We start from the raw sequence: 22,739 nt of genomic DNA on the forward strand, positions 1-22,739 counted from the left end.
GCCAGTGCCGGCCGGTCCGGATCGGGGCCAGGTGTTCCCGTCCGGGCGGCCGGCACCCAACACTGGGAGCCATGACCCGCTTCTTCTTCGTGGACGTGTTCGCGGACCGCCCACTGACCGGCAACCCGCTGGCGCTCGTGCCCGATGCCGACGATCTGACGGTGCCGCAGATGCAGGCGATCGCCCGCGAGTTCAACCAGTCCGAGACCACCTTCCTGCTGCGGCCCCAGGAGGAGGGGGTCGACTGGCGGCTGCGTTCGTTCACTCCGGCCGGTGTCGAGGTCGACGGGGCCGGGCACAACGCACTGGGCGCCTGGCTGTGGCTGGCCGACCAGGGCCTCACCGGCGACCGCCCGACGGTGACGATGCGCCAGCGGATCGGCGCGGAGGTCCTGGCCGTCGAGATCCTGCGCGCCCCGGGACAGCCGGTCCGCGTCGTCATGGACCAGGGCGCTCCGAGCTTCGGCAAGCAGGTCACCGACGACAATCGGTTGACCGCCGCGCTCGGACTCGAACCGCGACACCTCTCCCCCGACGCCGTCGCCCAGGTCGTGTCCACCGGCGTCGCGCATCTGCTCGTCCCGCTCGCCACCCGCGAGGCGGTCGACGCGGCCACGGCGCAGAGCCGCGACCTCGCCACGATCCTGGCCGAGGCCGGCGGCGAGGGCTGCTATCTCTACACGACCGCCGGCGACGACGGGGCGGCGGCGTACACCCGCTTCTTCAATCCCACCGTGGGGATCGCCGAGGATCCGGCGACCGGTACGGCGGCCGGCCCGCTCGCCGTCGCCCTCGTCCGCTCGGGCCGGGTGCCGGCCGGCGTCCCCGTCCTGATCGAGCAGGGTCATCGGCTCGGGCGCCCGAGCCGCATCCGGGTCGACGTGACCGACGATCTGGTGCGGCTGTCCGGCTCGGGGGTGATCACCGCGCACGGCGAGCTCCGCCTGGCGGCTCCCGCGGAGTTCAGTGCCGGCACCGGAGCCGAGTAGAACGCCGGACCAGCAGCGCCCCTCCCACGATGAGGACGAAGCCGAACATGGCGAGGGGTGAGGCAGCCGCGCCGGTGGCCGGCAGATCGTCGCCCGGCTTGTCGTCCTCCGCCGGCACGGCCTTCACCACGAAGGTCATGCTGAGCCGGCGGACGTTGCCGTCCGGGTCGACGCCCGAGGCGACCAGGGTGTGCTTGCCCGGCGCCAGGCCCGGCGGCAGCTCGACGTCCTTGATGGTGAGGTTGCCGGCTCCGTCGGTGACCATCGTCCTGAGCACGATCGGCGTGCTGTACAGGGTGAGCCGGGCGGTGGAGTGGGCGGCGAAGCCGGTGCCGATGATGACCACCGGCTGACCCGGCGCGAGCTGCTTCGGTTGCCCGTCCGGTGTGGTCAACGTCGGCGTCGTGTTCGCCGGCGGCTCGGGCGGCACCGGTGGGGCCAGCGGCGTGGCCTCGGCCGACGGCGCGGAGGCGGCCGAGGAACCGGCGGCGGTGTGCGCGACCACCGTGAACGTGTAGCTGATCCCGGCGGTCCCGCCGATCACGCAGGTCGTCACGTCGCGTGCGCCGGTCGAGCAGGTGGCCGGGCCGGGCCGCGCGTACACGGTGTAGCCGGTGACGTTCTGGCTCGCCGAACGGCTCCACGCCACCGTCACCGAGGACACGCCGGCCACAGCCGTCGGCGGATCGATCGCCGCCGGCAGGGTGGTCACGATGACGACGGCGGCCGCCGGACCGGCTCCGGCCACGTTCACCGCACGTACGGTGATCGGGTATGCCGTGCCGGGGGTGAGCCCGCTGATCGACACGCCACCGAGCGTCGTCCAGGTGGTGCCACCGTCCGTACTCACCTCGGTCCGGAGGATCGGCGAGCCGCCGGTGTCCCGCACGCTGAACGACAGCGCGATGCTCGTCGCCGCCGGTGTTCCGGCCAGGCCGGTCGGCGCGCCCGGCACGCCGGCCGGCCTGACCGCGGCGGTCGCCGCCGACGCGGCCGAGCTTCCGAGCGCGCTGATCGCCCGCACCGTGAACGTGTACGGCGTCCCGTTCCGCAACCCGGTCACCGTGCAGGGGCTGCTCGTGCACGTCACGGTGGCCGGGCCCGGAGTCGCGACCACGGCGTAACCGGTGATCGCCGAGCCGCCGTCGTCGGCCGGAGCGGTGAACGACACGGTCGCCCGGCCGTCACCGGCCACGGCCGTCGCCGCCGTCGGGGCACCCGGAACCGTCGGCAGGAACACCGACGCCGACGCCGACGGGGCACCACCGCCGTTGCCGTTGACCGCCCGCACCCGGATTCCGTGCCCGACACCCGCCCTCAGCCCGGTGATCGACGCCGTGTACGGGCCGCTGCCGGTGGTCGTCAGGGCGGTCCACGCCCCACCGTCGACGCTGTACTGGTAACCGCTGATCGGCGAGCCGCCGCTGTCGCCCGGCGCGGTGAAGGTGATCGCGGCGTCGTCCCCGGCGGCCCGCAGGCTGGTGATCGCCGGTGCTCCGGCGAGCGTCACCGGGGTCACCGGCAGCGCGGTCGCCGAATAGGGCGAGTCACCGACGCCGTTGGTCGCCCGCACCTTGAACGTGTAGGCGGTTCCGTTGGAAAGCGCGGTGACCACGCACGGGCTGCCCGGGCACGCCTGCGTGCCGCTGCCTCCGCCGGCCGTCGTCCAGGCCGCGATGTGCGCCGTGATCGGGTCGCCGCCGGTGCTCCCGTCCGTGAACGTCAGCGTGACCTGAGCGTTCGCCGGCACGGCCGTCGAGATGGTGGGTGCGGCCGGCACGGTCGCCGGGGTCGTCGGGGCGGCAGCGTTCGACTCGAGCGAACTGCCGGCCGAGTTCGTCGCGTGCAGGGTGAACGTGTACGCCGTCCCGTTGGTCAGGCCCTGGACCGCACACTGGCCGCCGTTCACCACGCAGGGGAACGAGCCGTGGACCAGGTCGGTGGCCGTGTGCGCGGTGATCGGCGCGCCGCCGGTGGCGCCGTCGGTGAAGTCCAGGGTCACCGTGGTATTGCCGCGGTGCGCGCCGGTGATCGTCGGCGCGGTCGGCACCGTCGCCGGGGTGGCCGGATTGGCCGCCGACGACTCGACCGAGTCACCCGCCGCGTTCGTCGCGTGCAGGGTGAAGGTGTACGTCGTTCCGTTCGCCAGCCCGGTCACGTCGCACGGCGAGGTGGTCTGCGGACAGGCGAAGACGACGCTGTTGGCGGTGTCCGTCGCGGTGTAGCCGGTGATCGGCGCGCCGCCGTCGTCGCCGGGCGGCGTGAACGCGACGCTCACCCGCCCCAGGCCGCCGCTCGCGGTTCCGATCACCGGTGCGTCCGGCGTCCGGGCCGGGGTGACCGTCACCGCGCCCGACGGGAGGGAGTAGCCGACGGAGTTTCGGGCGAGGATCGTCAGGTGGTATTCCGTGCCGTTGGCCAGTCCGGTCACCACGCAGGGCGAGGTCAAGTTCGGGCAGGTGAAGTCCACCCCGTTGCCGGTGTCGACCGCCCGGTACCGGAAGATCGGCTGTCCGCCGTCGTTGATCGGCGGGGTGAACCGGACGGTCGCCTCGGTGTCGCCCGCATCGGCCGTCCCGATCGTCGGCGCGTCCGGCTCGGTCGGCAGCGAGGGCGTCACCGAGTTCGCCGTGCCCGATTCCAGCGAGTCGCCGACCGAGTTGGTCGCGTGCAGCGTGAAGGCGTAGGCCGTGCCGTCCATCAGGCCGGTCACCACGCACGGCGAGGACGTGCCGGCACAGGGGAAAGTGCCGTGGCCCAGCGTGTCGGTGGCCGAGTAGGAGGTGATGGTGTCGCCGCCGTCGCCGTTCGGCGTGAAGTCGATGCTCGCCTGGCCCGAGGTCGCCGTCGCCGGGCCGATCGTCGGCGCGTCCGGCACCGTCCTCGGGGTCACCGGGACCGCGTTCGAGTCCACCGACTGGCCGCTGCTGTTGACCGCGCGCAGCGCCAGGTTGTACGTCGTGCCGTTGGTCAGCCCGGTGACCTGGCACGGTGACGTCGTGCTGTGGCAGTCGAAGTTCACGCCGTTCGTGGTGTCGACCGCCCAGTAGTCGAGGATCGGCAGATTGCCGGTGTTGGCCGGTGGCGTGAAATAGAGCGAGGCCGTTGCGTTGCCCTCGCTGCCCATCCCGATCGAGGGCGGGTCCGGGAATCCCGCGATGGTGATCCGGGCCGGCAGCATGCCGGCGGCGATGGGCGCCCCGAGCGTGCCCACCGTGCCGGGGCCGGCCGTGCTCAGATCCACCGGGAGGATCGAGCCGTCCGGCGGCGACGACACGTAGAGCCAGCCTGCGTCCGGGGAAATGGCGGCGTAGCTTCCCGTGCCGCCCAGGAGGTCGAGGCTGGCCTCGGCGGTGAGGGACGCCGCGTCGAGCCGCACCACGTAACCCTCCATGCACGCCGCGTAGACCTTCGTTCCGTCCGGTGCGTAGACGGCCGATCGGACGGCGCATCCGACGCTGCTGCTGGGGGTGGGGGCGCTGGGTATGCCGTTGACCGTGAGCGGGACGACGTCGATCGCGTCCGTCGAGGTCGTCACCAGAAGCGCGGTGCCGTCCGGCGACGCGGTAATGGTCTGGACCGGGCCGCTGACCGGCACCGGCGCCGTGATGACCGCCATCGACGCGGAATCGATGGTGATGATGTTGTTGATCGAGTCGTCGCCGACGTACAGCACGGTGCCGGCGTTATTGAGCGCCACCACGACGGAGTGCCGGCCGCCCGCCGTCACCCCGGTCTGGGTCGACACGATGCTGTACGGCGGCGATGTCATGATCCGTGAGACCTGGGTGGTGGTCGAACTTCGGGCGTCCGCGACGTACAGGTACCGGCCGTCCGGGCTGACGACGCCGTCCCTCAGGTTTCCGCCGGCCACCGGGATGGTGGTGAGCAACTGGTTGTCGGCTCGGTTGATGACGTCGACCCCGAGCGTGCGCAGCGCGTAGGCGACGTTCTCGGTCGGCGACGGGACCACCTTCGACACGGCGCCGCCGTTCGTCTGCCCCGAGTCCGACACGGTGCCGCCGACCTCGAGCGTCGTGAAGGCGGGGGTGGCGTAGTCGCCCACGTAGACCGTGGCGGCCGGCGACCCGACCAGGGTCGTTGCCCGGTGCGCCGCGGCGGCGACTCCGGGCAGCCCCGCGATCGCCATCACCAGCAGGGCGAGCACTCCGGCACCCGCCCGCAACATCCCGACCCGCACAGCTTCCCCCGTAGCGTCCGTAAATCCCATAACGACGCTAAAGGAATGGATAAGTACATATCGGAAGTTCGGCAATCTGTCGCTCCGCGGCCGCCGCCGAACGCCGGTTTGCGCCGGGCCGGGCTGGGCATTTGCGACTTACCACCGCACCTGAAGGAGTGAGTTTCGATGCCACCTCGTACGCGCAAGGCCGCCGCGCCCAGCTACACCGTCCCGGGCATGAAGCCCGAGGTCGCGGGTGATCTCGTGGCGCTGCTGCAGGACCGCCTCAACGCGCTCAACGACCTGGCGCTGACCCTCAAGCACGTGCACTGGAACGTCGTGGGGCCGAACTTCATCGCCGTCCACACGATGCTCGACCCGCAGGTCGACGCCGTACGGCTGATGGTGGACGCGCTGGCCGAGCGGATCGCGACCCTGGGCGGATCGCCGGTCGGCACGCCGGGCGCGCTGGTCGCTCAGCGTTCCTGGGACGACTACTCGATCGGCCGGGCCGACACGAACGCGCACCTGGGTGCCCTCGACGTCGTCTACACCGGGATCATCGAGGATCACCGGGAGGCGATCGAGAAGACCGAGGAGTCCGACCCGATCACCCAGGACATGCTCATCGCCCAGGCCGGTCAGCTCGAGCAGTTCCACTGGTTCGTCCGCGCCCACCTGGAACGCGACGACGGCAGCCTGGCCACCGCCGGCGCCCGGGACGAGAAGACCGCCGCCCGGCGCGGCAAACGCTGACACCTGAACGGCCGACGGCCCGGCAACCGAGGTTGCCGGGCCGCCCGGTGGCGTCATCCGGTCGCGGTCAGCTGACGTTGAGCGCCGTGTCGTCGATGACGAAGGACGTCTTCAGCGAGGAGTCCTCGGCGCCGGTGAACTTGAGGGTGACGGTCTGCCCGGCGAAGGCGGCCAGATCGAACGAGCGCAGGGTGTACGCGCCGGCGTTGAGGTTGGAGAACACCTGCAGAGTGGTGCCGCCGACCTGCACGGTCAGTTTGTCGTACTGGCTGGTGGTGGTCGTTTCCGCCGTGCTGATCTTCAGGTAGAACGACAGCGTGTAGGCGGTGCAACCGCTGGGCAGGGTCACCGACTGGGACAGAGTGTCGGTGTGGGTCGCACCGTAACCGTCCAGCCACGCGTTGCGGGTGCCGGTTCGGGGCGCTCCGTCGCCGGTGTTCGCGCCGATGACCCCGGTCGAGGCGGTCCACGGTGTCGTCGCGGTCTCGAAGCCGGGATTGCCGAGCTTCTGGCCGGCACCGGTGCATCCGCCGCCGGTCCCGTTGACGGTCAGCGTGTACGAAGCGGTATGAGTCGCCGAGCCCGCCCCGGTCACCGTGATGGTGTACGAACCGGACGCGGCGGCCGTGGTGGTCGCGACGGTCATGGTCGACGATCCGCCGGACGTGACCGACGCCGGGCTGAAGCTCACCGAGACACCGGCGGGAGCACCGGAACTCGTCAGCGTCACGGTCTGCGCGCTGCCGGAGGTGGTGGCGGTGCTCACGGTGGCCGTGGCCGACGAGCCCGGGTTCACCGCGCCGGTGGCCGGGCTGAGCGACACCGAGAAGTCGTTGGCCGTCGACGTGCCCGTGGTGAGGGTCCAGAGGGCGTACTCCTCGGCATTGGCCCAGCGGCCCAGCGAGGTGCTGTTGATGTTCGACGGGTAGGAGTCGCAGGCCTTGTGGTAGCAGGGGTCGTACGCCGCGCCGGCGGTGCCGCCCCACTTGGTCACCTGGGCGCTGGTCTTGGTGTAGCTCGCGCCGGTGGAGTTGATCGACGACGGGATGCCGGCGTTGCGGAACGAGCCGTCGTCACTGCAGCACTCGGTCGACGTCTCGGTAGGTACGTTGATCGAGGTGAAGTACTCGCGCAGCTTCACGGCGACGGCGTCGGTGCCGGTCACGAAGTAGCCGCCGTTGGTGGAGGCGATCATGTCGAACGTGCCGTACGCCTTGATCGCGGTCTTCTGGGCCGTGGTCAGCGAGTTGACGTAGAACTTGGAGCCGATCAGGCCCTGCTCCTCGCCGGCCCACCAGCCGAACCGGAGGTGGTTGGTCATGGTCGGGTTGTTCGCGGCCAGGGTGAGCGCGGCCTCGAGGAGACTGGCCGTGCCGGAACCGTCGTCGTTGATGCCGGGCCCGGCCGACACGCCGTCGGAGTGGGCGCCGAACATGTAGGTGTTGCTGGTATTGCCGCCCGGCCAGTCGGCGATGATGTTCTTGGCGGAGCCGCTGCAGGTGGTGCAGGTCTGCACGGTGACGGTGAAGCCGGCCGCCTGCAGCTTCTGCTGCAGATACGTCGTCGTCGCGGTGTGCCCCGCCGTGCCGGTGGCCCGGTTGCCGCCGTTGCTGGTGGCGAAGGTCTGCAACTGCTGCAGGTGGGCGTTGACATTGGTGACGCTGACGGTCGGCGGTGCGGCCAGCAGGGAGGCACTGAGAGCCGGCAGGGATGAGCCGGACGGCCGTACGCCGGGCGAGGCCGCGGCCGGCAGGGCGCTGAGGACCAGCGTCGCCGCGGCGAAAACAGCTAGGGCAGGTCCTGCCGTCACCGTTCTGAGTCTCATGGGGGCTCCTAGGTCAAGGCCGATTCACGGCTGGCCGTAGGAGAACAGGAAGGTGCCTACAGGCACAACATATCGAAACATCTATATTTCACGGCACGACGACCAGACGGTCGCCGGCCTCGGCGTTCCACTCCTGGTCATCCGATCTGGATCCAGGCCAGCGGGGCGGCGCGGTCGGTGCGGGCGGTGAGCATGGGGAGCATGGCCTGGGCCGACGGGTCGCCCCACACGTAGTCGAGCACGACATCGACGTCGGCGGCCCGCTCGATCCGGTCGAAGGTGACGGTCTCGTCCGCGCCGAGTGCGGTCAGCGCCGCGAGCCGGGTGGCATCACGCCCGGCGGCGATCACCTGGGCGGCACCGAACAGCTTGGCGATCCGGATGGCCATCCGGCCGGCGCTGCCGGTGGCACCGAGGATCAGTACGCGCTGTCCGGCCCGGAAGTCGATGCGCCGACGCAGGGCGACCCAGGAGGACATCGCCGGGTTCATCCCGGCGGCGATCGTCACCGGGTCGACGCCCTCCGGCAGCGGGATGCTGCGGCGCACGTCGATCACCGTGCGGTCGGCGAACGTGCCGAGGTTCGTGTCGTCGAGCGCGGCGTAGCGCAGGTTGCCCTCCGGATCACGGACCACGGCATCGACGCCGGGGACGATCGGGAAGGCGCCGGTGCTGCTGTAGTGCGTGCCGTTCGCCTTGGCCCGGGTGAGGTGGTGCAGGCCGGCGGCCAGGACGTCGACGACAACCTCATGGTCGCCGGCGGCGACCGGCTCGGGGTGTTCGCGATAGACCGGCGGCGAGTCGAACGAGGTGAGGACGGCGGCGTGCATAGGAACCTCCGACAGATAGGTTGGATTACCAACTAAAACTATAATGGTTGGGAATCCCACCCATGTCAACTAGGATGACGGCATGACTTCCGACGCCGTGGTGGACGCGCTGGTCCGCAGCAGCTTCCAGGTGATGGGGGTGCTGACCCGGATCGGCGCCGAGAACGACCTGTCGCTGACGCAGCTGCGGGTACTCGGCATCCTGCGCGACCGCCGCTCCCGGGTGACCGACCTGGCGCTCTTCCTGGGCGTGGACAAGTCCTCGATGTCCGGCCTGATCGACCGCGCAGAACGCCGCGGCCTGATCGGGCGCGACAAGAACCCCGAGGACCGGCGCGCGATGGACGTCTTCCTGACCCCGACCGGCGACGAGCTGACGCAACGCCTCTACGCGGAGGCCCGCAGCGCCCTGGAGCCCGCGATCCGTCAGTTGGACACGGAACAGCAGCGAACCCTCGCCGCTCTGCTCGAGCCCGTCCTGATCGGTTCCGCCGGCCCCGGCCCCCTGAGGCCGGGCGGATAGCCTCGACGGCGTTTAGGAGACACCGAAAACGGAGCAGTACCGTCCAGCCATGACCAACAAGCCGCTCGAGTCCTTTGCCGGTGTCCTGTTCGACTGCGACGGGGTCCTGGTCGACTCGGAGAGCATCACCAACGGGGTTCTGCGGTCGATGCTGCACGAGCTCGGCTGGCAGATCAGCGCGGACGACTGTTTCCGCCTCTTCGTCGGCCGGGCGCTCCGCGACGAGACCGCCATCATCACCGCTCACACCGGCTTCGTGGTCACCGACGACTGGCTGCTCGACTTCCGCGACCGCCGCAACGCGGCCCTGCTGGCCTCGCTGGAACCGATCCCCGGAGCCGTCGCCGCGGTCCACGAGATCGCCGCCCGGACGGGCGGCATGATCGCCTGCGCCAGCGGCGCCGACCTCGGCAAGGTGCGGTTGCAGCTGCACAAGGTCGGCCTGGACCAGGTCTTCGCCGGCAAGATGTTCAGCGGCATGGATCAGCCGCACAGCAAGCCGGCCCCCGATGTCTACCTGGCCGCCGCGGCGCACCTGGGCATCGACCCGGCCCGGGCCGCCGTGATCGAGGACACCGTTCCCGGCGTGACGGCGGGCGTGGCCGCCGGCGCGACCGTCTTCGGCTTCTGCCCGCCCGGCAGCCCCGCCCACCAGCCGCCGGAGGTGCTGCTGGACGCCGGTGCCACGCACATCTTCACCGCGATGGCCGACCTCCCCGCGCTGGTGGGCAGCGCGTATCCGGATTTTTCGGATTTAAACCGGTAGGGACCTATTTGTGAGAGGGTCATGGGCGGCCGCGTCCAGCCGAGGATGCGACATCGGCCGTGGAGGCACCGCCATGACACTCGACTCCGTTCTCTCCCGCCGTGCTCTGCTGACCGCCGCCGGGCTCACCGCCGGCGCCGGAGCCGGCCTGCTGACATCCGCGCCCGCGTCGGCGAAGGCCAGTGCGGTCACCGCCTACCACGGGGTCTCCGGCGCGACCCACCAGCAGCGCTTCAACAGCCTGAGCCAGCAGGGCTACCGGATGATCTCGGTCAGCGTCTACGGGGACCGGTTCAACCCGCTCTACGCCGCTGTCTGGGTGCAGCGCGGCGGACCGGCCTGGGCCGCCGTACACGGTCTCGACGCCGCCGGTTACCAGGCGAAGTTCAACGAGCTCGCCGCGGCCGGATATGTCGCGACCCGGGTGAGCGCCACCGGCAGCCGGGCCGACCCGGTGTTCGCCGCCGTCTTCGAGAAGCTTCCGCCGGGCACCTGGCGTGCCCGGCACGGCCTGGTCGACGGCGCCTCGACCACGCCGGGGACGCTGGCGAACCTGATGAGCTGGGCCCGCACCAACAACTGCATCCCCACGTCGCTGGCGATCTACGGCGGCCCCGGCGACCGGGCCTACGCCGCCACCTGCGTGCCGAACCCGGGTCAGGTCACGTGGCGGGCGCACGCGATGGGCTCGTCCGGCGACTACCAGAACTGGTTCGACAACTACACCGCGAAAGGGATGCGGCCCACCACGGTCGACGCGTCCGACGACCTGCAGTACGCGGCGATCTTCACCGGCGACACCATCGGTCCCTGGGTGGCCCGGCACAACCAGACGTCCGCGCAGTACCAGGCCGAGTTCGACGCGCAGGCCGGGCAGGGCAGGTACCCGATCTCGGTGCAGGGCGGCGGCCTCGGCGCCGGCATCCGGTACGCGGCCGTGTTCGCGGCGGTCTGAGCGGCTCAGCACCCGCTGATGGGCCGGCTCACCGTCACCGAGCAGGGCCTGATCACGGCCGACCCGATCGGGCGTCAACGCATGGAGTGGTCCGCTCCCAGGTCCGCGAGACGCCGGCTGAGGGTGGCGGCGGCGGACTCGTCGATCGCCGCCAGCAGCTCGACGGCCGGCCGCCAGGCTGCGCCGGCCGCCTTCCGGTCGCCGGCGGCGACGCAGGTGTCGCCGAGGTGGGTCAGCAGGGTGGCCTCCAGATAGCGGTCCTCGGCCCGTCGGGCCATCGCGAGAGCCGTGCGGTAGGCGTCCGCGGCCAGGTCGTACTCGCTGAGGTGGTGGTGGGCGTAGCCGATGCTGTCCCAGGTGTCGGCCAGGGTGCGGTGGTCGGCCGGATCGATCAGAACCAGCGCCTTCCGGCAGTAGGTCAGCGCCCGGGCATGGTCACCGAGCCGGCCGTGGCACCAGCCCACAGCGTTGAGCGCCCTGGCCACCTCTTCGGTGTTACCGGCCCGTTCCGAGCAGGCGAGCGCCAGCTCGGAGTGGTGCAGCGCCCGCTCGACGTCGTCCCGAGTGTCGTACATGTAGGACAGCGAATGGTGGGTGATCGCCTGTCCGGTCAGGTCGTCGGCCTCCTCGTACAGGCGCAGCACCTCCCGCAGCTGAGCCTCGGCCTCGGCGTCGCGGCCCAGCAGGGTGAAGCCGTGCGCGAGCCGGCGATGGGCGTACGCCAGCGCTCGGGTGTCCCGGGTGGCGCCCAGCGCGAGCTCCCACGACCCGACCAGGTCCGGCCAGTGGCCCAGTCGATCCAGAGCGGAGTCGGCGGCCCAGGCCAGCTGCCACGTCTGCCGTTCCAGGCCGCTCTCGGCGGCACGGCCGAGGACGGCGAGCAGGTTGGCGCGTTCCGTGGCGAACCAGGCGGCCGGGTCGGCGGCATCGTCCGTGGTCGTTCCCGGGGCGGGCTCGGCCAGCGCGAGGATGCTCGCCCGCCGCAACGGGTTCAGCAACCGGTCCGCGGCGGCGGCGGAATGCAGGTAATGGTCGGCGAGCCGGGTGAAAGCCTCGTCGGGCCGGTCGGCCGGGGAGATCAGCTCCATCGCGTACGCCCGGAGCAGGTCGTGCAGGGTGTAACGGCCGGGGCTGTGCTCGATGAGCAGCGACGCTCGGGTCAACTCGGCCAGGCCGGCCCGGACGTCCGCGCCGGCCAGACTCTCGGCGGCACGGGTGCCCAGGTCAGGCCCGGGGTGCAGGCCGAGAAGGCGCAACAGATGCGCGCCCGCGGGGTTGAGGGCCTGGTAGGACCAGGAGAACACGGCACGCACCTGGGTCAGCGAGTCGCCGGCGTCGAGCGAGTCCAGTTGCCGTCCGGCCCGGCCCAGCTCACCGGCGAGTGCCGCGAGCGAGAAGCTCGACTCCTGGGCGCGGGCGGCGACGATCGCCAGGGCGAGCGGCAGTCCCGCGCACAAGGTGACGACCCGGGCGGCGTGCTCCTCCTCCTGCTGAACCCGCTCGGCACCGAGGCGCCGCTGCAACAGCTCGCGCGACTCGGCCCGGGACATCACGTCGAGGGTGAGTGGCCGGGCGCCGTCGATGGCGACCAGACCGGTCAGACGGTTGCGGCTGGTCACGAGAACGACGACGGACGAGGTGCCGGGCAACAGTGGGCGGACCTGGTCGGCGTCGTGCGCGTTGTCGAGCACGACCAGCATCCGGCGGCCGCTGATCAAACTCCGGTACAGGGCGGCCTGCGCTTCCAGTCCCTGCGGCACTCCGGTGGCCGGCACTCCCAGCGCATCGAGGAACCTGCGGACCGCGTCGGCGGGCGCCGTGGTGCGGCCACCGGGGTCGAAGCCGCGCAGATTGACGTAGAGCTGCCCGTCCGGGAAACGGGCGGCCACCCGGTGAGCCCAATGTACGGCCAGAGTCGTCTTGCCGACCCCGGGCGCACCGGTGATCAGGCCGATCGGTACGGCCGTGGGCTGCTCGGCGCTGCCGGCAAGGGTCTCGTCCAGCCGGGCCAACTGCGGTTCACGGCCGGTGAATCCCCATGCGTCGGACGGCAGCAGAGCGGGGCCACGGTGGGTGGCCGGAGGCGGAAGCGGCTCCTCACTCAGCAGTTCCCGGTGGACCTGCCGGAGCGTGGAACCCGGCTCGGTGCCGAGGTCGTCGACGAACCGGGCCCGCACCGCCCGGTAGTGGTCCAGCGCCCGGGCCCGCTGCCCGCCGGCGGCAAGGGTACGCATCAGTTCGACCGCGACCGCCTCGTCGTACGGATGGTCGGCGGACAGGCGCAGCATCGCCTCGACCGCGCCGTCCAGGTCGCCGGCCTGCCGTTTCGCGGCGGCCCACTGGAGGATCGCCTCGACGTGGCGCCGCTGCCAGGCCTGGCGTTCCCGCTCGGCCCACTCGCCGGGGAGGCCGCCGAGCGGTTCGCCCCGCCACAGATCGATCGCCTCGCCGAGCAGCCGGACCCGTTCGGCGGGAGCGGCGCCGGCGCGGGCTACCAGATCGCGGAAGCGGCCCGTGTCGGTCGCCCCGGGCGGCAGATCGAGCACGTAACCGCCGGACCGCCGGACCACCGCTCCGGGTGCTCCGGCGGCGGCGAAGAGCTGCCGGATGCGGGAGATGTAGACGTGCAGGTTGTGCCGCACCCGCTGGGGTGGGTCGGCACCCCAGACCCGTTCGAGCAGCACGCCCGGTGAAACCGGCCGACCGGCCTCGATCGCGAGCACGGCCAGCACCGCGCGTTGCCGGGCCGCACCGGCGTCGACCGGCGAGCCCGCCACGCACACCTCGATCGGTCCGAGGACTCGAACCTCCATGCCACCATCCCCCGCGCCGGTGGGCCGAACCGCGCGGATGATGCTATTCGGCCCGGTGGGCACGGGCCATGCACCGTCGGGTATTCGATAAACCGGGCGCCCACTCCCCCGTGAAGTGGGCGCCCGTGCTCTACGAGGCGGACACGGGCCGCAGGAACCAGGACTGGGCCGTCCCGCCGTTGCAGCCGTACTCCCAGATGGTCGTGCCGGGCGTCGCCCGGGCGTTGTCGAGGTCGAAGCACTTGCCGGACAGCGGGGTGGTGAGCCGCACGGCCGGCGCCGAGGGCGCCCCGGAGAGGTACTCGACCGTCCAGTACTGAGCCAGCATGAAGAGCTGGGTCGCGACACCGTGGCAGGTGATCGGGCTGATCGGGGTCTGGTCGGCGCTGTTGGCGTAGGAGATGTCGTAGCAGGCGGCCGGGTTGTCCTTCGGATGGATCGACACGTACTGCGCCCCGCGCCGCTCGACGGTCACCAGTTGATGCGTGGTCGGCGCGCACGGCTGCCCCACCAGGGCCCCGGCCGTGTCGTCGGCGCAGGTCCCGGTGCTCGCGTTCACGACCTGGTAGGTCGTCTGCCCGGTGCCGGGCCGGGTGTCGAGGTCGACCGACGCCGCTCCGACCGGGCCCAGCCCACCGGAGGCGACCTCCACCGGGGCGGCGAACCCGGCGCCGGTGGACAGCGCCGTCCACGCCTGCGCCTGATAGGGGCCGCAGCAGCGGTACACCAGGCCGACGTCGACGTTGCCGTCACCGTTGAAGTCGCCCGGCTGCGGCGTCACCGCCTGGGCGCACCAGGCGTTCTGCCCCGAGTCCCAGGCGGTGACCGGCGCGCCGAGCGTCGACGCGTCGACCGTCGTCCACCGCCACAGCTGCGTCTGGCAGACGGTGCGGTCCACGGTCGCCGCCAGGTCGGCCCGGCCGTCGTGGTTGAAGTCGCCGGCGACGAACCTGGCCGGTCCCCAGCACAGCGTGTTCGCTCCCGAGCTGTACTGCAGCTGGCCCCAGCCCGAGGTGAGCGTGGCGGACGTCTGGTGCAGGCGCATCTCGGTGCCGCAACTCCCGGCGTCGGAGATCTCGTAGACGTCGGCTCGCCGGTCGCCGTCGAAGTCGCCCACCGCCACCGCGATCGTCGACCAGCCGAAGGCGCCGCCGGTGAAGCTCAGCGGGGTGGCGAACGCCGGCGCACCCGACGCACCGGTGGCCACGAACAGGTACCCGAGCCAGCCGTTGCCGTTGTCGTACGCGGCGAGAACGTCGTCTCGGCCGTCGGCGTTGAAGTCGCCCGCCGCCGCCTTGATCCGGCCGGCCTGCCAGCCGGCCATCCGCCGCAGTTCCGGGCTGCTCAGGAGCTGGTTGCCGTCGGAGCGTTGCACCGACAGCAGCACGTCCGGGCCGGACTGGGTGAAGGTCGCCACGTCGGACCGGCCGTCGCCGTCGAAGTCGCCCGGGGCGGCCGCGAATTGGCCGGTGGCGTAGATGCCGGCGTTGCCCTGCGGCGCCTGCGCCGTGCCGAAGACGGCGGGCGTCGCGGTCGAGCCCCATCGCCACAGTGTGCTGCGTCCGCCGCCCACGTCCCCGACGACCGTCAGATCGGCGCGGCCGTCACCGGTAGCGTCGCCCATCACGTGCGGCGTGCCGGTCGACGGGTCGGCGCGGAAGCGGACGGTGGTGGCGGTGCCGATCGTGCCATCGGCCTTGACCGAAGCGACCGACAGGCTTGCGTACGCCAGCGCCTCCGGCGGCACCACGGTCGCCGTCGCGTTGCCGCCGAGCCCGGCCGGCACCCATTGGCTGAGGGCCGGATCGGCGTCGGCGGTGACGCCGTACCGGTAGCCGGCGATCCGGCCCGCGTCGGCTCCCGCCGGGGCGAACATCACCGCGGCGCTCTGCCCGACGGTCGACCGTGGGCCGGGCGGGGGCGGGATGCCGAGGCCGGTCCGCAACGTCAGATCGGTGCTGCTGACCGCGGGTGGCACCGGTGCCACGTTGTCCACGACCAGATAGCAGCTCGGGCTGGGCGCGCCGACCATCTCGCTGTCGGTGTCCCGGCCCTGCACCTGCCAGGAGATCGCGGCGCCGTCGGCGAACGCCGCCGCCGGGATCGTCGTCGCGTGCGTCGAGCCCGAGGTCAGACCGGCAGCCTCGTCCGGCGGCGCGTACTGCGGCGCGATGCCGGTCACCGACCAGCGGGCTCGCACCAGGTCACCGAGGCCGGCGTCGGCGTCGTTCAACACGGCCGACAGCTTGAGACCGTTGGTGGTGTTGACGTGGGTGGCGCTCCCGGCCGACGCGCCGCAGACCGTCTCGGCCGACGGACCGACCCGCAGATCGTCGAGCGACGGCTGGGCCGGTGCGTGGTCGTAGCGGATACGCAGGACCGCCGTCGAGGAGTCGAACCGCTTCCACTGCAGGTTCGTGCCCTCGTTGACCGCGCGCAGACCGACGGTCAGGTCGGACCAGCCCTGGCTGAAGCCGTACTGCACCATGCCGGTCGCATCGAAGCTCACCGTGCCCGGTCCGGCGCAGCCGTTGGAGTTGTTGACGGCGTGGTTGCCCGCCGCCTCCGCGGTGTGGCCGTCCCAGAAGGGCTGGGAGTTCCAGGTGGTCGCGGATGAGATGCCGCCGGTGACCCACAGCTTCGCGTTGGAGGCGGTGTTGCAGGTCCACGACCACTTCTGGGCGATCTCGAAGTTCGCCGAGATGACCGATGCCCCCGCCGCCCCGTAGGTCTCCATCCGGAACAACGAGCGGACCACGTACGGCGTGCTCAGGCAGCTGTTGCCGCTGTAGCTGTCGCAGGTCTCGCCGGCGCCCGCGTCGCCGTAGGTGGCGGAGTTGCTCATGAACGTCCGCTGCCAGAACGCCGAGCCGGCCAGGTCCGAGCGGCTGGCCACGACGGACCACGCGTTTCCCGACCGGCCGCCGGTGAAGATCGGGTCGATCGTCACCGGGTAGCGCGTGGCCGGGTCGGCCAGGAAGCCCCGGTCCGGTATGACGTGCAGGCCTGCCCCGTCGAGCCGTTCCCCCATCGCTCGGATCCGCGCCGGTGAGCCGGTGAGCGCATTGCCGGTGGCGTCCCACATCATCGCCCGGGGTGAGGTGAACACCTCCGCGCCGGCCTCGTCGATCGCGCGGACACCGCCGTCGGCCGCGGCGGCGAGCTTCACCCCGGCCGTGGAGGTCCGGAAAGTCACCGTGGACAGTTTCGGGCTGGCCGCCGCCGCGGGCGTCTTGACCACGAGCACCTCGGCGAAACCCTGTGCCAGCGCGGTAACCCGCAGGTCGACCCCGGGCAGCACCTCGGCGTAGGTCGCCGACGAGCCGGCGACGACCGGCTCCGGAAGTACGCCCGGCCAGGTCAGCGACGTCCGTCGGGTGCCGGACGCGATCGTGGCGAACGGCCCGCTGCCGCCGGCCGAGAACGTCACCGGCAGCAGCGTGGCCACCGGGGCCAGGGTGTCGCCGGTGCGCCGCAAGGTCGTGTCGAGCTCGGTCCAGGACGCGTCGGCCCGGCGCACCCAGCGCGGCGTGACGTAGTTCTCCGTCGTCGCGGTGCCGTCCCGCTCGATGACCGTCCGCGACGCCTCGGTACGCCGATCGAGGGCCTCGACGCCCCGGCCGCACGACGTGGCGGCCACCGCGGCCGCCACCGCGTCGGGGGCCGATTCGGGACAGGTGGCGGGCGCCGCGTACGCCGGCCGGGCGGTGACGGGCTGCAACGTGAGAGCCGCGAGCGCCACGGCGAGAGCGATCGCGCGTCCTGATCGGAACGTCTGGGTCAGCACCGGCACAGCATCGATCGCAGCACTCACACCACCGTCAACAGAACCTCAATTGCCTGGTCAGAGGGCCAACCGGGCAACGCTCACGAGACTATTGTGGACAGTCAGGGGGAAGGCCGGTGGACCATGACACTGGTGGCGGACGAAGGGGCGCGGGTTGCGCGCCGGCATCTGAACCTGCCCGATCCGGGACGGGCCACCACCCTCGACGATCTGGTGCAACGCCTGCGCGCCCTGAAGGTCTGGGCCGGCGATCCGTCGTTCGAGACCATCAAGGAGCGGGTCAACGCCCGCTGGGCCGCCGCCGGGCGCCCGGAGCACGAGATGGCGGCCAAGACCACGGTGGTGGACTGCTTCCGGCCCGGCCGGCGGCGGGTCAACACCGATCTCGTGCTGGCGCTGGTGGAGGCGCTGCACGCGGAGCCGGGTTATGTGGCGCAGTGGCGCCAGGCGTTGCAGGTCGTCAGCGGCGAGCGCAGTGCCGCGGCCCAGGTCCGGGTGCAGGACTGCGCACCACCGGTGTCGGCCGGGTTCACCGGCCGGGCGGGCGAGCTCGACCGCGTGCGCGGGCTGCTGACCGGCCCCGGCGGGCTGGCCGCCGTCGAGGGCATGGCCGGGGTCGGCAAGACCCAGCTGGCCCTGCAGGCCGGGCACATCCTGCGTCAGGAGCGGGTGTTCGACCGGATCCTCTTCGTCGACCTGCGCGGCTTCCATCCCGACCCGGCCCAGCCGCCGGCCGACCCGGCCGCCGTCCTCGACGGGTTCCTCCGCGTGCTCGGCGCGCCGGCCCGGAAGCTGCCGTACGACGTGGCCGGCCGCGCCCGCGACTACCGCTCGTTGCTGACCGGCACCCGGACGCTGGTCGTGCTCGACAACTGCGCCGATGACGCCCAGGTCCGGTTGCTGCTGCCGCGCACCGCGGGGTGTGCCGTGCTGATCACCAGCCGCCGGACACTGACCGGAACCCCGCCGGAGGCCCACCTCACGCTCGGCGTGTTCACCGCGCCCGAGGCCCTGAGTTTCCTCACCCGGGCCGCGCCGGAGATCGAGACCGGTGAGGACCCGGCGGCCGGCGACCGGATTGCCGACCGCTGCGGCCACCTCCCACTGGCACTCGGCCTGGTCACCGGCCACATGCGGGCCAAGCCCGGCTGGACGCTGACCGACCACGCCGACTGGCTGGACGAACGGCACGCCGGCGGGCGGCTGGAGACCGGCATCGAGTTCGCGATCGACCTGTCCTACCAGCACCTGACCACGGTCCGGCGGCGCGTGCTGCGGTTGCTGGCGTTGCATCCCGGGCACGACCTGGACGTCCCGGCGGCGGCCGCGCTGACCGGGCTCGGCCTCGCCGCCGCCGAGGCGCACCTGCGCGAGCTGGCCGGCGACCACCTGCTGCTGCCCGGTTCCCCCGGGCGGTGGATCTTCCACAGTCTGGTTCGCGTCTACGCGCTCAACCGCGCCCTCGACGAGGACCGCCGGCCCGAGCGGGAAGCGGCCCTGGCCCGTCTCGTCGACGCCGGACTGAACGTCGTCGATTTCTGACCGTTCGGATTCGGTCGGGATTTCGCGGCCGTCCGCTCTCGGCTGCCAACTTGATTTTGCTCGCGGTGACTGGGAACCGCGGCGTTTCACGGGGGAACTTCATATGGCTGACACGACGAACAGTCGTGCGCGCACCGTGCTGCGCACACCACGACTGCTGTCCGTATTGCTCACTCTCACCCTGGCCGCCGCCGCGGTCCCGTTCGCCGGCCCGGCCGCGGCGGTGGCGGCACCGGCCTGTCCCGCGTCGCGTGCGGTCACCGCCGTCGCGGTCACCGCCGCCCACGCCTGCGGCGGTCCGGTCGAGGCGCTCGACCGGCGTACCAACTCGTCCCGCACGGTGATCGCGGCGGACGGCTCGGCCACGGTCGAGCAGTTCGCGTCGCCGCGCTGGGTGCAACGGCCCGACGGGTCGTGGACCGACCTGGACACCGAACTGCACCTGGCCGGCGACACCGTGGTGCCCGGCGCGACCCTGCTTCCGGTCGCCTTCTCGGCCGGGGGAAGCGCGAAGCCACTGGCCACGCTGGCCGACGGCGACCGGAGCGTGGCGCTGTCCTGGCCCGCCGCGCTGCCCGAGCCGGTGCTCTCCGGCCCCACCGCGACCTACCCGGAGGTGCTGCCGGACGTCGACCTCCAGGTGACCGCGCTCGCCGACGGCTTCTCGGAGGTGCTGGTGGTCAAGACGGCTCAGGCCGCGGCCAACCCGGCGCTCGAGGAGCTGGGCTTCGGCGTGACCACGACCGGCGTACAGCTCAAGACCGCCGCGGACGGCGGCGTGACCGCCACCGACAGCTCGGGAGGCGCGGTCTTCACCTCACCGCGGGCCCTGATGTGGGACTCGGCGGCACGGACCCCACGCGTACGGAAGATGGGCGAGCGGATCGCCGGCAAGAAGCTGCACGTCGCGCCGGACCGGGACTTCCTCACCGACCCGGCCACCCGTTTTCCGGTCTACCTCGACCCGACCTTCACCGGGAACAAGGCCGGTAACGCCTGGGACGTCGTGGCCAGCCGCTCCGACCTGGCCAATTCGGCGTTCTGGCAGCGGACGTTCATGAACAACTCGGCCAGCTACGGTGACGCCGGGGCCGGCGCGACCTGCGACAGCTACAGCGGGAACACCTGTAACAGCGCCCTTTACAAGGTCCGTTCGATGTTCCGGATGGAGACCTACGGCGCGGCCGGTGCGACCGTTCTCAGCTCGAACTTCGAGATCACCCAGAAGTGGTCGTGGACCTGTAACACCGCCTCCAACGCGAAACTCTGGACCATCGCCGGCTCCATCTCGTCCAGCACCACCTGGAACAACCAGCCGGCCTGGGACGGCGGGCACACCGCACAGGCGGCCGGCAACCACGCGGTGGGCAAGGCCAACGGCTGCGTCGAGGCCGGCACGGTCAGCTTCGACACGACCGGCATGGTGCAGTACGCGTACAGCCAGGGCTGGGGTGACCTGACGCTCGGCCTGCAGGCCGTCAACGAGGGCACCAACCTGCAGTGGAAGCGGTTCGACTCGGCCACCGCGGTGCTGCACATCCGCTACGACCACGCGCCGGACACCCCGGCGCTCTCCGACCTCAAGGTCGGCCCGGCCGCCCAGACCAGTTGCGGCATCTCGGCGGCCGGCCCGACCCGGGTCAGCACCGCCAACGGTCTCAAGCTCAGTGCGGTGCTCACCGACGCCGACGCGGGCGCCGGCGACCTGGTCAAGGCGAACTGGTCGGTGACCGGAATCCCGGCCGCCTACTCCCCCGCTCCGGAAACCGCCGGCATGACCTCCGGCTCGGCCCACGAGACCACCATCCCGGCGGCCGCCTTCACCGACGGCGCGGCGGTCTCCTGGCAGGTCCGGGGCGTCGACAACGACAGCAACATGGCCGGCGGCTGGAGCCCGGTCTGCTACCTGCTGGTCGACAACACCGCTCCGCTGCCGCCCGGCATCACCAGCACCGACCTGGCGCTGCGCGTCGGCCAGGGCATTCCGCTGCCGCCCGCCGACACCGCGGTCGCCGGGCAGACCGCGCGGGTGACGTTCACCCCGGATCCGGCCGACGCCGGCCGGGTGGTCGGCTACCGGTACGGCGTGCACGCCGACGCCGACGCGCAGCCGACCAGCTGGGTGGCGGCCGGACCGGACGGCTCGGCCACCGCCGCGATCGTCCCGCTGTCCGGAGCGATCTCCTACGACGGCATCGTGGCGCAGGCCGTGAAGGGCGACGGCACGGCGGGCGCCACCACCGCCGCCCGGTTCATGGCGAACGCCGGCGCGGCACCGCCCGCGGTGCCCGGGGACGCGACCGGCGACGGCCGCGCCGATCTGACCGTCGCCTCCGACGTGGGCGGTGGCCGCAGCGCGTTCTGGCGGTGGGATTCCACCCCGTCCGGCGCGCTGGCCGGCGCGATCGCCCCGCAACTCAACGACGGTGTCTACGCCAACGGCAGCTTCCAGACCGCCAACGGGGACTTCGACGGCGACGGCCGGTCGGACGTCGCGACCCTCACCCAGTCCGGCTCGAACGTGCTGCTCAGCGTCCAGCGGTCGGACGGCAACGCGCTGCTGAGCTCGGTCGTGCTGAAGACGCTGCCGGGCTGGTCGATGGCGAACATCAAGATGGTCGCCGGGGACTTCGACGGCAACGGCCGAGCCGACGTCGCCGCCCTCTACAACCTCGGCAACGCCGCCTGGGAGTACCGGGTGATGCTGTCCTCCTCGGCCGGACTCGCGTTCGGCGAGCCGTCGGTGTGGCACGCGGCGGCGCCCGGGCAGTCCGACTGGAACCGCATCAAGATCGTCGCCGGGGACATGAACGGCGACCGCCTCGCCGACGTGGCCGAGTTCTACGACTACGGCGGCGAGCAGACCAAGCTCTGGATGCACTACTCGACCGGTTTCATCCTGACCTCGGGCGCGATGCAGTGGGACTCCACGGCGGGCGGGTTCGCCTGGAGCCACGCCAAGTTCGTGGCCGGCGACTTCACCGGTGACGGCCACAGCGACGTGGCCGCGTTCTACGACTACAACAGCTCCAACGTCAGCCTGCTGGTGTTCACCGCCAGGGCCGACGGCACGATGAACGGCTGGTCGTCCTGGTGGAACGGCGGCGGTGCCTGGTCGTGGAACTGGTCCGCCACCGAGCCCGCGGCCGGCGACTACAACGGTGACGGCAAGGCCGATGTCGGGCTGGTCTACCACTGCTGTGGCGCGTACCAGACCCGGGCCTGGACGGTGACCTCGACCGGCGCCGCGTTCGGCGCCGCGATCACCCACTGGTCCGGCGCCACCGGGCCGGTCGGCGCCGGCGCGCTGCCATCCGACAACCCCGATCAGAAGTACGAGATCAGGGCTCTGCACTCGGGCAAGTGCCTCGACGTGTTCAGCGCCGGCACCGGCGAGAACGTACGAGTCCAGCAATGGGGCTGCTCGGGCGTGGCCCAGCAGCGGTTCACCCTGCACGTCAACGGCGGTGGCCAGTCCTGGATCGAGCCGGCGCACACCACCGGCAAGTGTCTCGGCGTGCCCGGCGGCCCGCTCACGAACGGCGCACAGGTCGACTCGAACTCATGTGGTCCGCAGTGGCAGAACCTGCAGCTCTGGTACCAGTCCGGCGGGCAGCCGGGCGTCGACGCGGTGGTCAGCATCCGCCCGATGTACAGCGGCTCGTGCTTCGACGTGATCGGTGGCGGCACCGCCGACGGAGTGTTCGTCCAGCAATGGGGCTGCACCGGCGTCAGCCAGCAGCTCTTCACCCTCCACCCGGTCGCCTAGC

The 22,739-nt window shown here is 71.8% G+C and carries 12 protein-coding genes; 7 read left to right on the plus strand and 5 right to left on the minus strand.

The genetic code is table 11. The annotated features are described in order from the left end of the window. Positions 1-71 precede the first annotated feature (71 nt). Positions 72-989, plus strand: a complete 918-nt coding sequence (locus Ato02nite_RS08575; protein WP_213005876.1) for a PhzF family phenazine biosynthesis protein — start codon at positions 72-74, stop codon at positions 987-989. On the opposite strand, the gene Ato02nite_RS08580 is transcribed toward Ato02nite_RS08575, so the two are convergent. Further along, positions 964-5,190 carry a beta strand repeat-containing protein gene (locus Ato02nite_RS08580; protein ID WP_213005877.1) on the minus strand — a complete coding sequence of 1,409 codons (4,227 nt, stop codon included), beginning with the start codon at positions 5,188-5,190 and terminating at the stop codon, positions 964-966. The genes Ato02nite_RS08575 and Ato02nite_RS08580 overlap by 26 nt on opposite strands. Before the next feature lie 168 nt (positions 5,191-5,358). Between Ato02nite_RS08580 and Ato02nite_RS08585 the strand changes: the two genes are divergently transcribed. Next, positions 5,359-5,928: a Dps family protein gene (locus Ato02nite_RS08585; RefSeq protein ID WP_213005878.1), complete on the plus strand. Its 570-nt coding sequence runs from the start codon at positions 5,359-5,361 to the stop codon at positions 5,926-5,928. 67 nt (positions 5,929-5,995) lie between these two features. Here the strand turns inward: Ato02nite_RS08585 and Ato02nite_RS08590 are convergent, their stop codons facing one another. Both Ato02nite_RS08590 and Ato02nite_RS08595 read right to left on the minus strand, forming a co-directional pair. After that, positions 5,996-7,753, minus strand: a complete 1,758-nt coding sequence (locus tag Ato02nite_RS08590) for a M20/M25/M40 family metallo-hydrolase (protein ID WP_213005879.1) — start codon at positions 7,751-7,753, stop codon at positions 5,996-5,998. A gap of 137 nt (positions 7,754-7,890) precedes the next feature. After that, positions 7,891-8,583: an MDR/zinc-dependent alcohol dehydrogenase-like family protein gene (locus Ato02nite_RS08595; protein ID WP_213005880.1), complete on the minus strand. Its 693-nt coding sequence runs from the start codon at positions 8,581-8,583 to the stop codon at positions 7,891-7,893. 82 nt (positions 8,584-8,665) lie between these two features. Between Ato02nite_RS08595 and Ato02nite_RS08600 the strand changes: the two genes are divergently transcribed. The 3 genes from Ato02nite_RS08600 (at position 8,666) to Ato02nite_RS08610 (ending at position 10,827) form a co-directional block, all read left to right on the plus strand. After that, on the plus strand, positions 8,666-9,106 hold the full coding sequence (locus tag Ato02nite_RS08600) for a MarR family winged helix-turn-helix transcriptional regulator (protein WP_213005881.1): 441 nt from the start codon (positions 8,666-8,668) through the stop codon (positions 9,104-9,106). Between the two features lie 49 nt (positions 9,107-9,155). Next, the gene (locus Ato02nite_RS08605) at positions 9,156-9,872 is read left to right on the plus strand and encodes an HAD family hydrolase (RefSeq protein ID WP_213005882.1); all 717 of its coding nucleotides are present in this window, start codon (positions 9,156-9,158) and stop codon (positions 9,870-9,872) included. A gap of 73 nt (positions 9,873-9,945) precedes the next feature. Continuing rightward, on the plus strand, positions 9,946-10,827 hold the full coding sequence (locus Ato02nite_RS08610; RefSeq protein WP_213005883.1) for a hypothetical protein: 882 nt from the start codon (positions 9,946-9,948) through the stop codon (positions 10,825-10,827). 74 nt (positions 10,828-10,901) lie between these two features. Here Ato02nite_RS08610 and Ato02nite_RS08615 read toward each other — a convergent pair whose 3' ends face one another. Together Ato02nite_RS08615 and Ato02nite_RS08620 are read right to left on the minus strand one after the other, a co-directional pair. Then, on the minus strand, positions 10,902-13,640 hold the full coding sequence (locus tag Ato02nite_RS08615; RefSeq protein WP_213005884.1) for an AfsR/SARP family transcriptional regulator: 2,739 nt from the start codon (positions 13,638-13,640) through the stop codon (positions 10,902-10,904). Positions 13,641-13,770: 130 nt separating this feature from the next. After that, entirely contained in the window at positions 13,771-17,454 is a 3,684-nt protein-coding gene (locus Ato02nite_RS08620; protein ID WP_213005885.1) for an FG-GAP-like repeat-containing protein, read from the minus strand. Between the two features lie 105 nt (positions 17,455-17,559). Here Ato02nite_RS08620 and Ato02nite_RS08625 point away from each other — a divergent pair, with 105 nt between their 5' ends. Together Ato02nite_RS08625 and Ato02nite_RS08630 are read left to right on the plus strand one after the other, a co-directional pair. Next, a complete protein-coding gene (locus Ato02nite_RS08625) occupies positions 17,560-18,969 on the plus strand; it encodes an NB-ARC domain-containing protein (RefSeq protein WP_246606296.1) in 1,410 nt (469 codons plus the stop codon). A gap of 103 nt (positions 18,970-19,072) precedes the next feature. Continuing rightward, positions 19,073-22,738, plus strand: a complete 3,666-nt coding sequence (locus Ato02nite_RS08630; RefSeq protein ID WP_213005887.1) for an FG-GAP-like repeat-containing protein — start codon at positions 19,073-19,075, stop codon at positions 22,736-22,738. Position 22,739 lies beyond the last annotated feature (1 nt).

It is taken from the genome of Paractinoplanes toevensis, assembly GCF_018332695.1.
In the GTDB taxonomy this organism is placed as follows: domain Bacteria; phylum Actinomycetota; class Actinomycetes; order Mycobacteriales; family Micromonosporaceae; genus Actinoplanes; species Actinoplanes toevensis.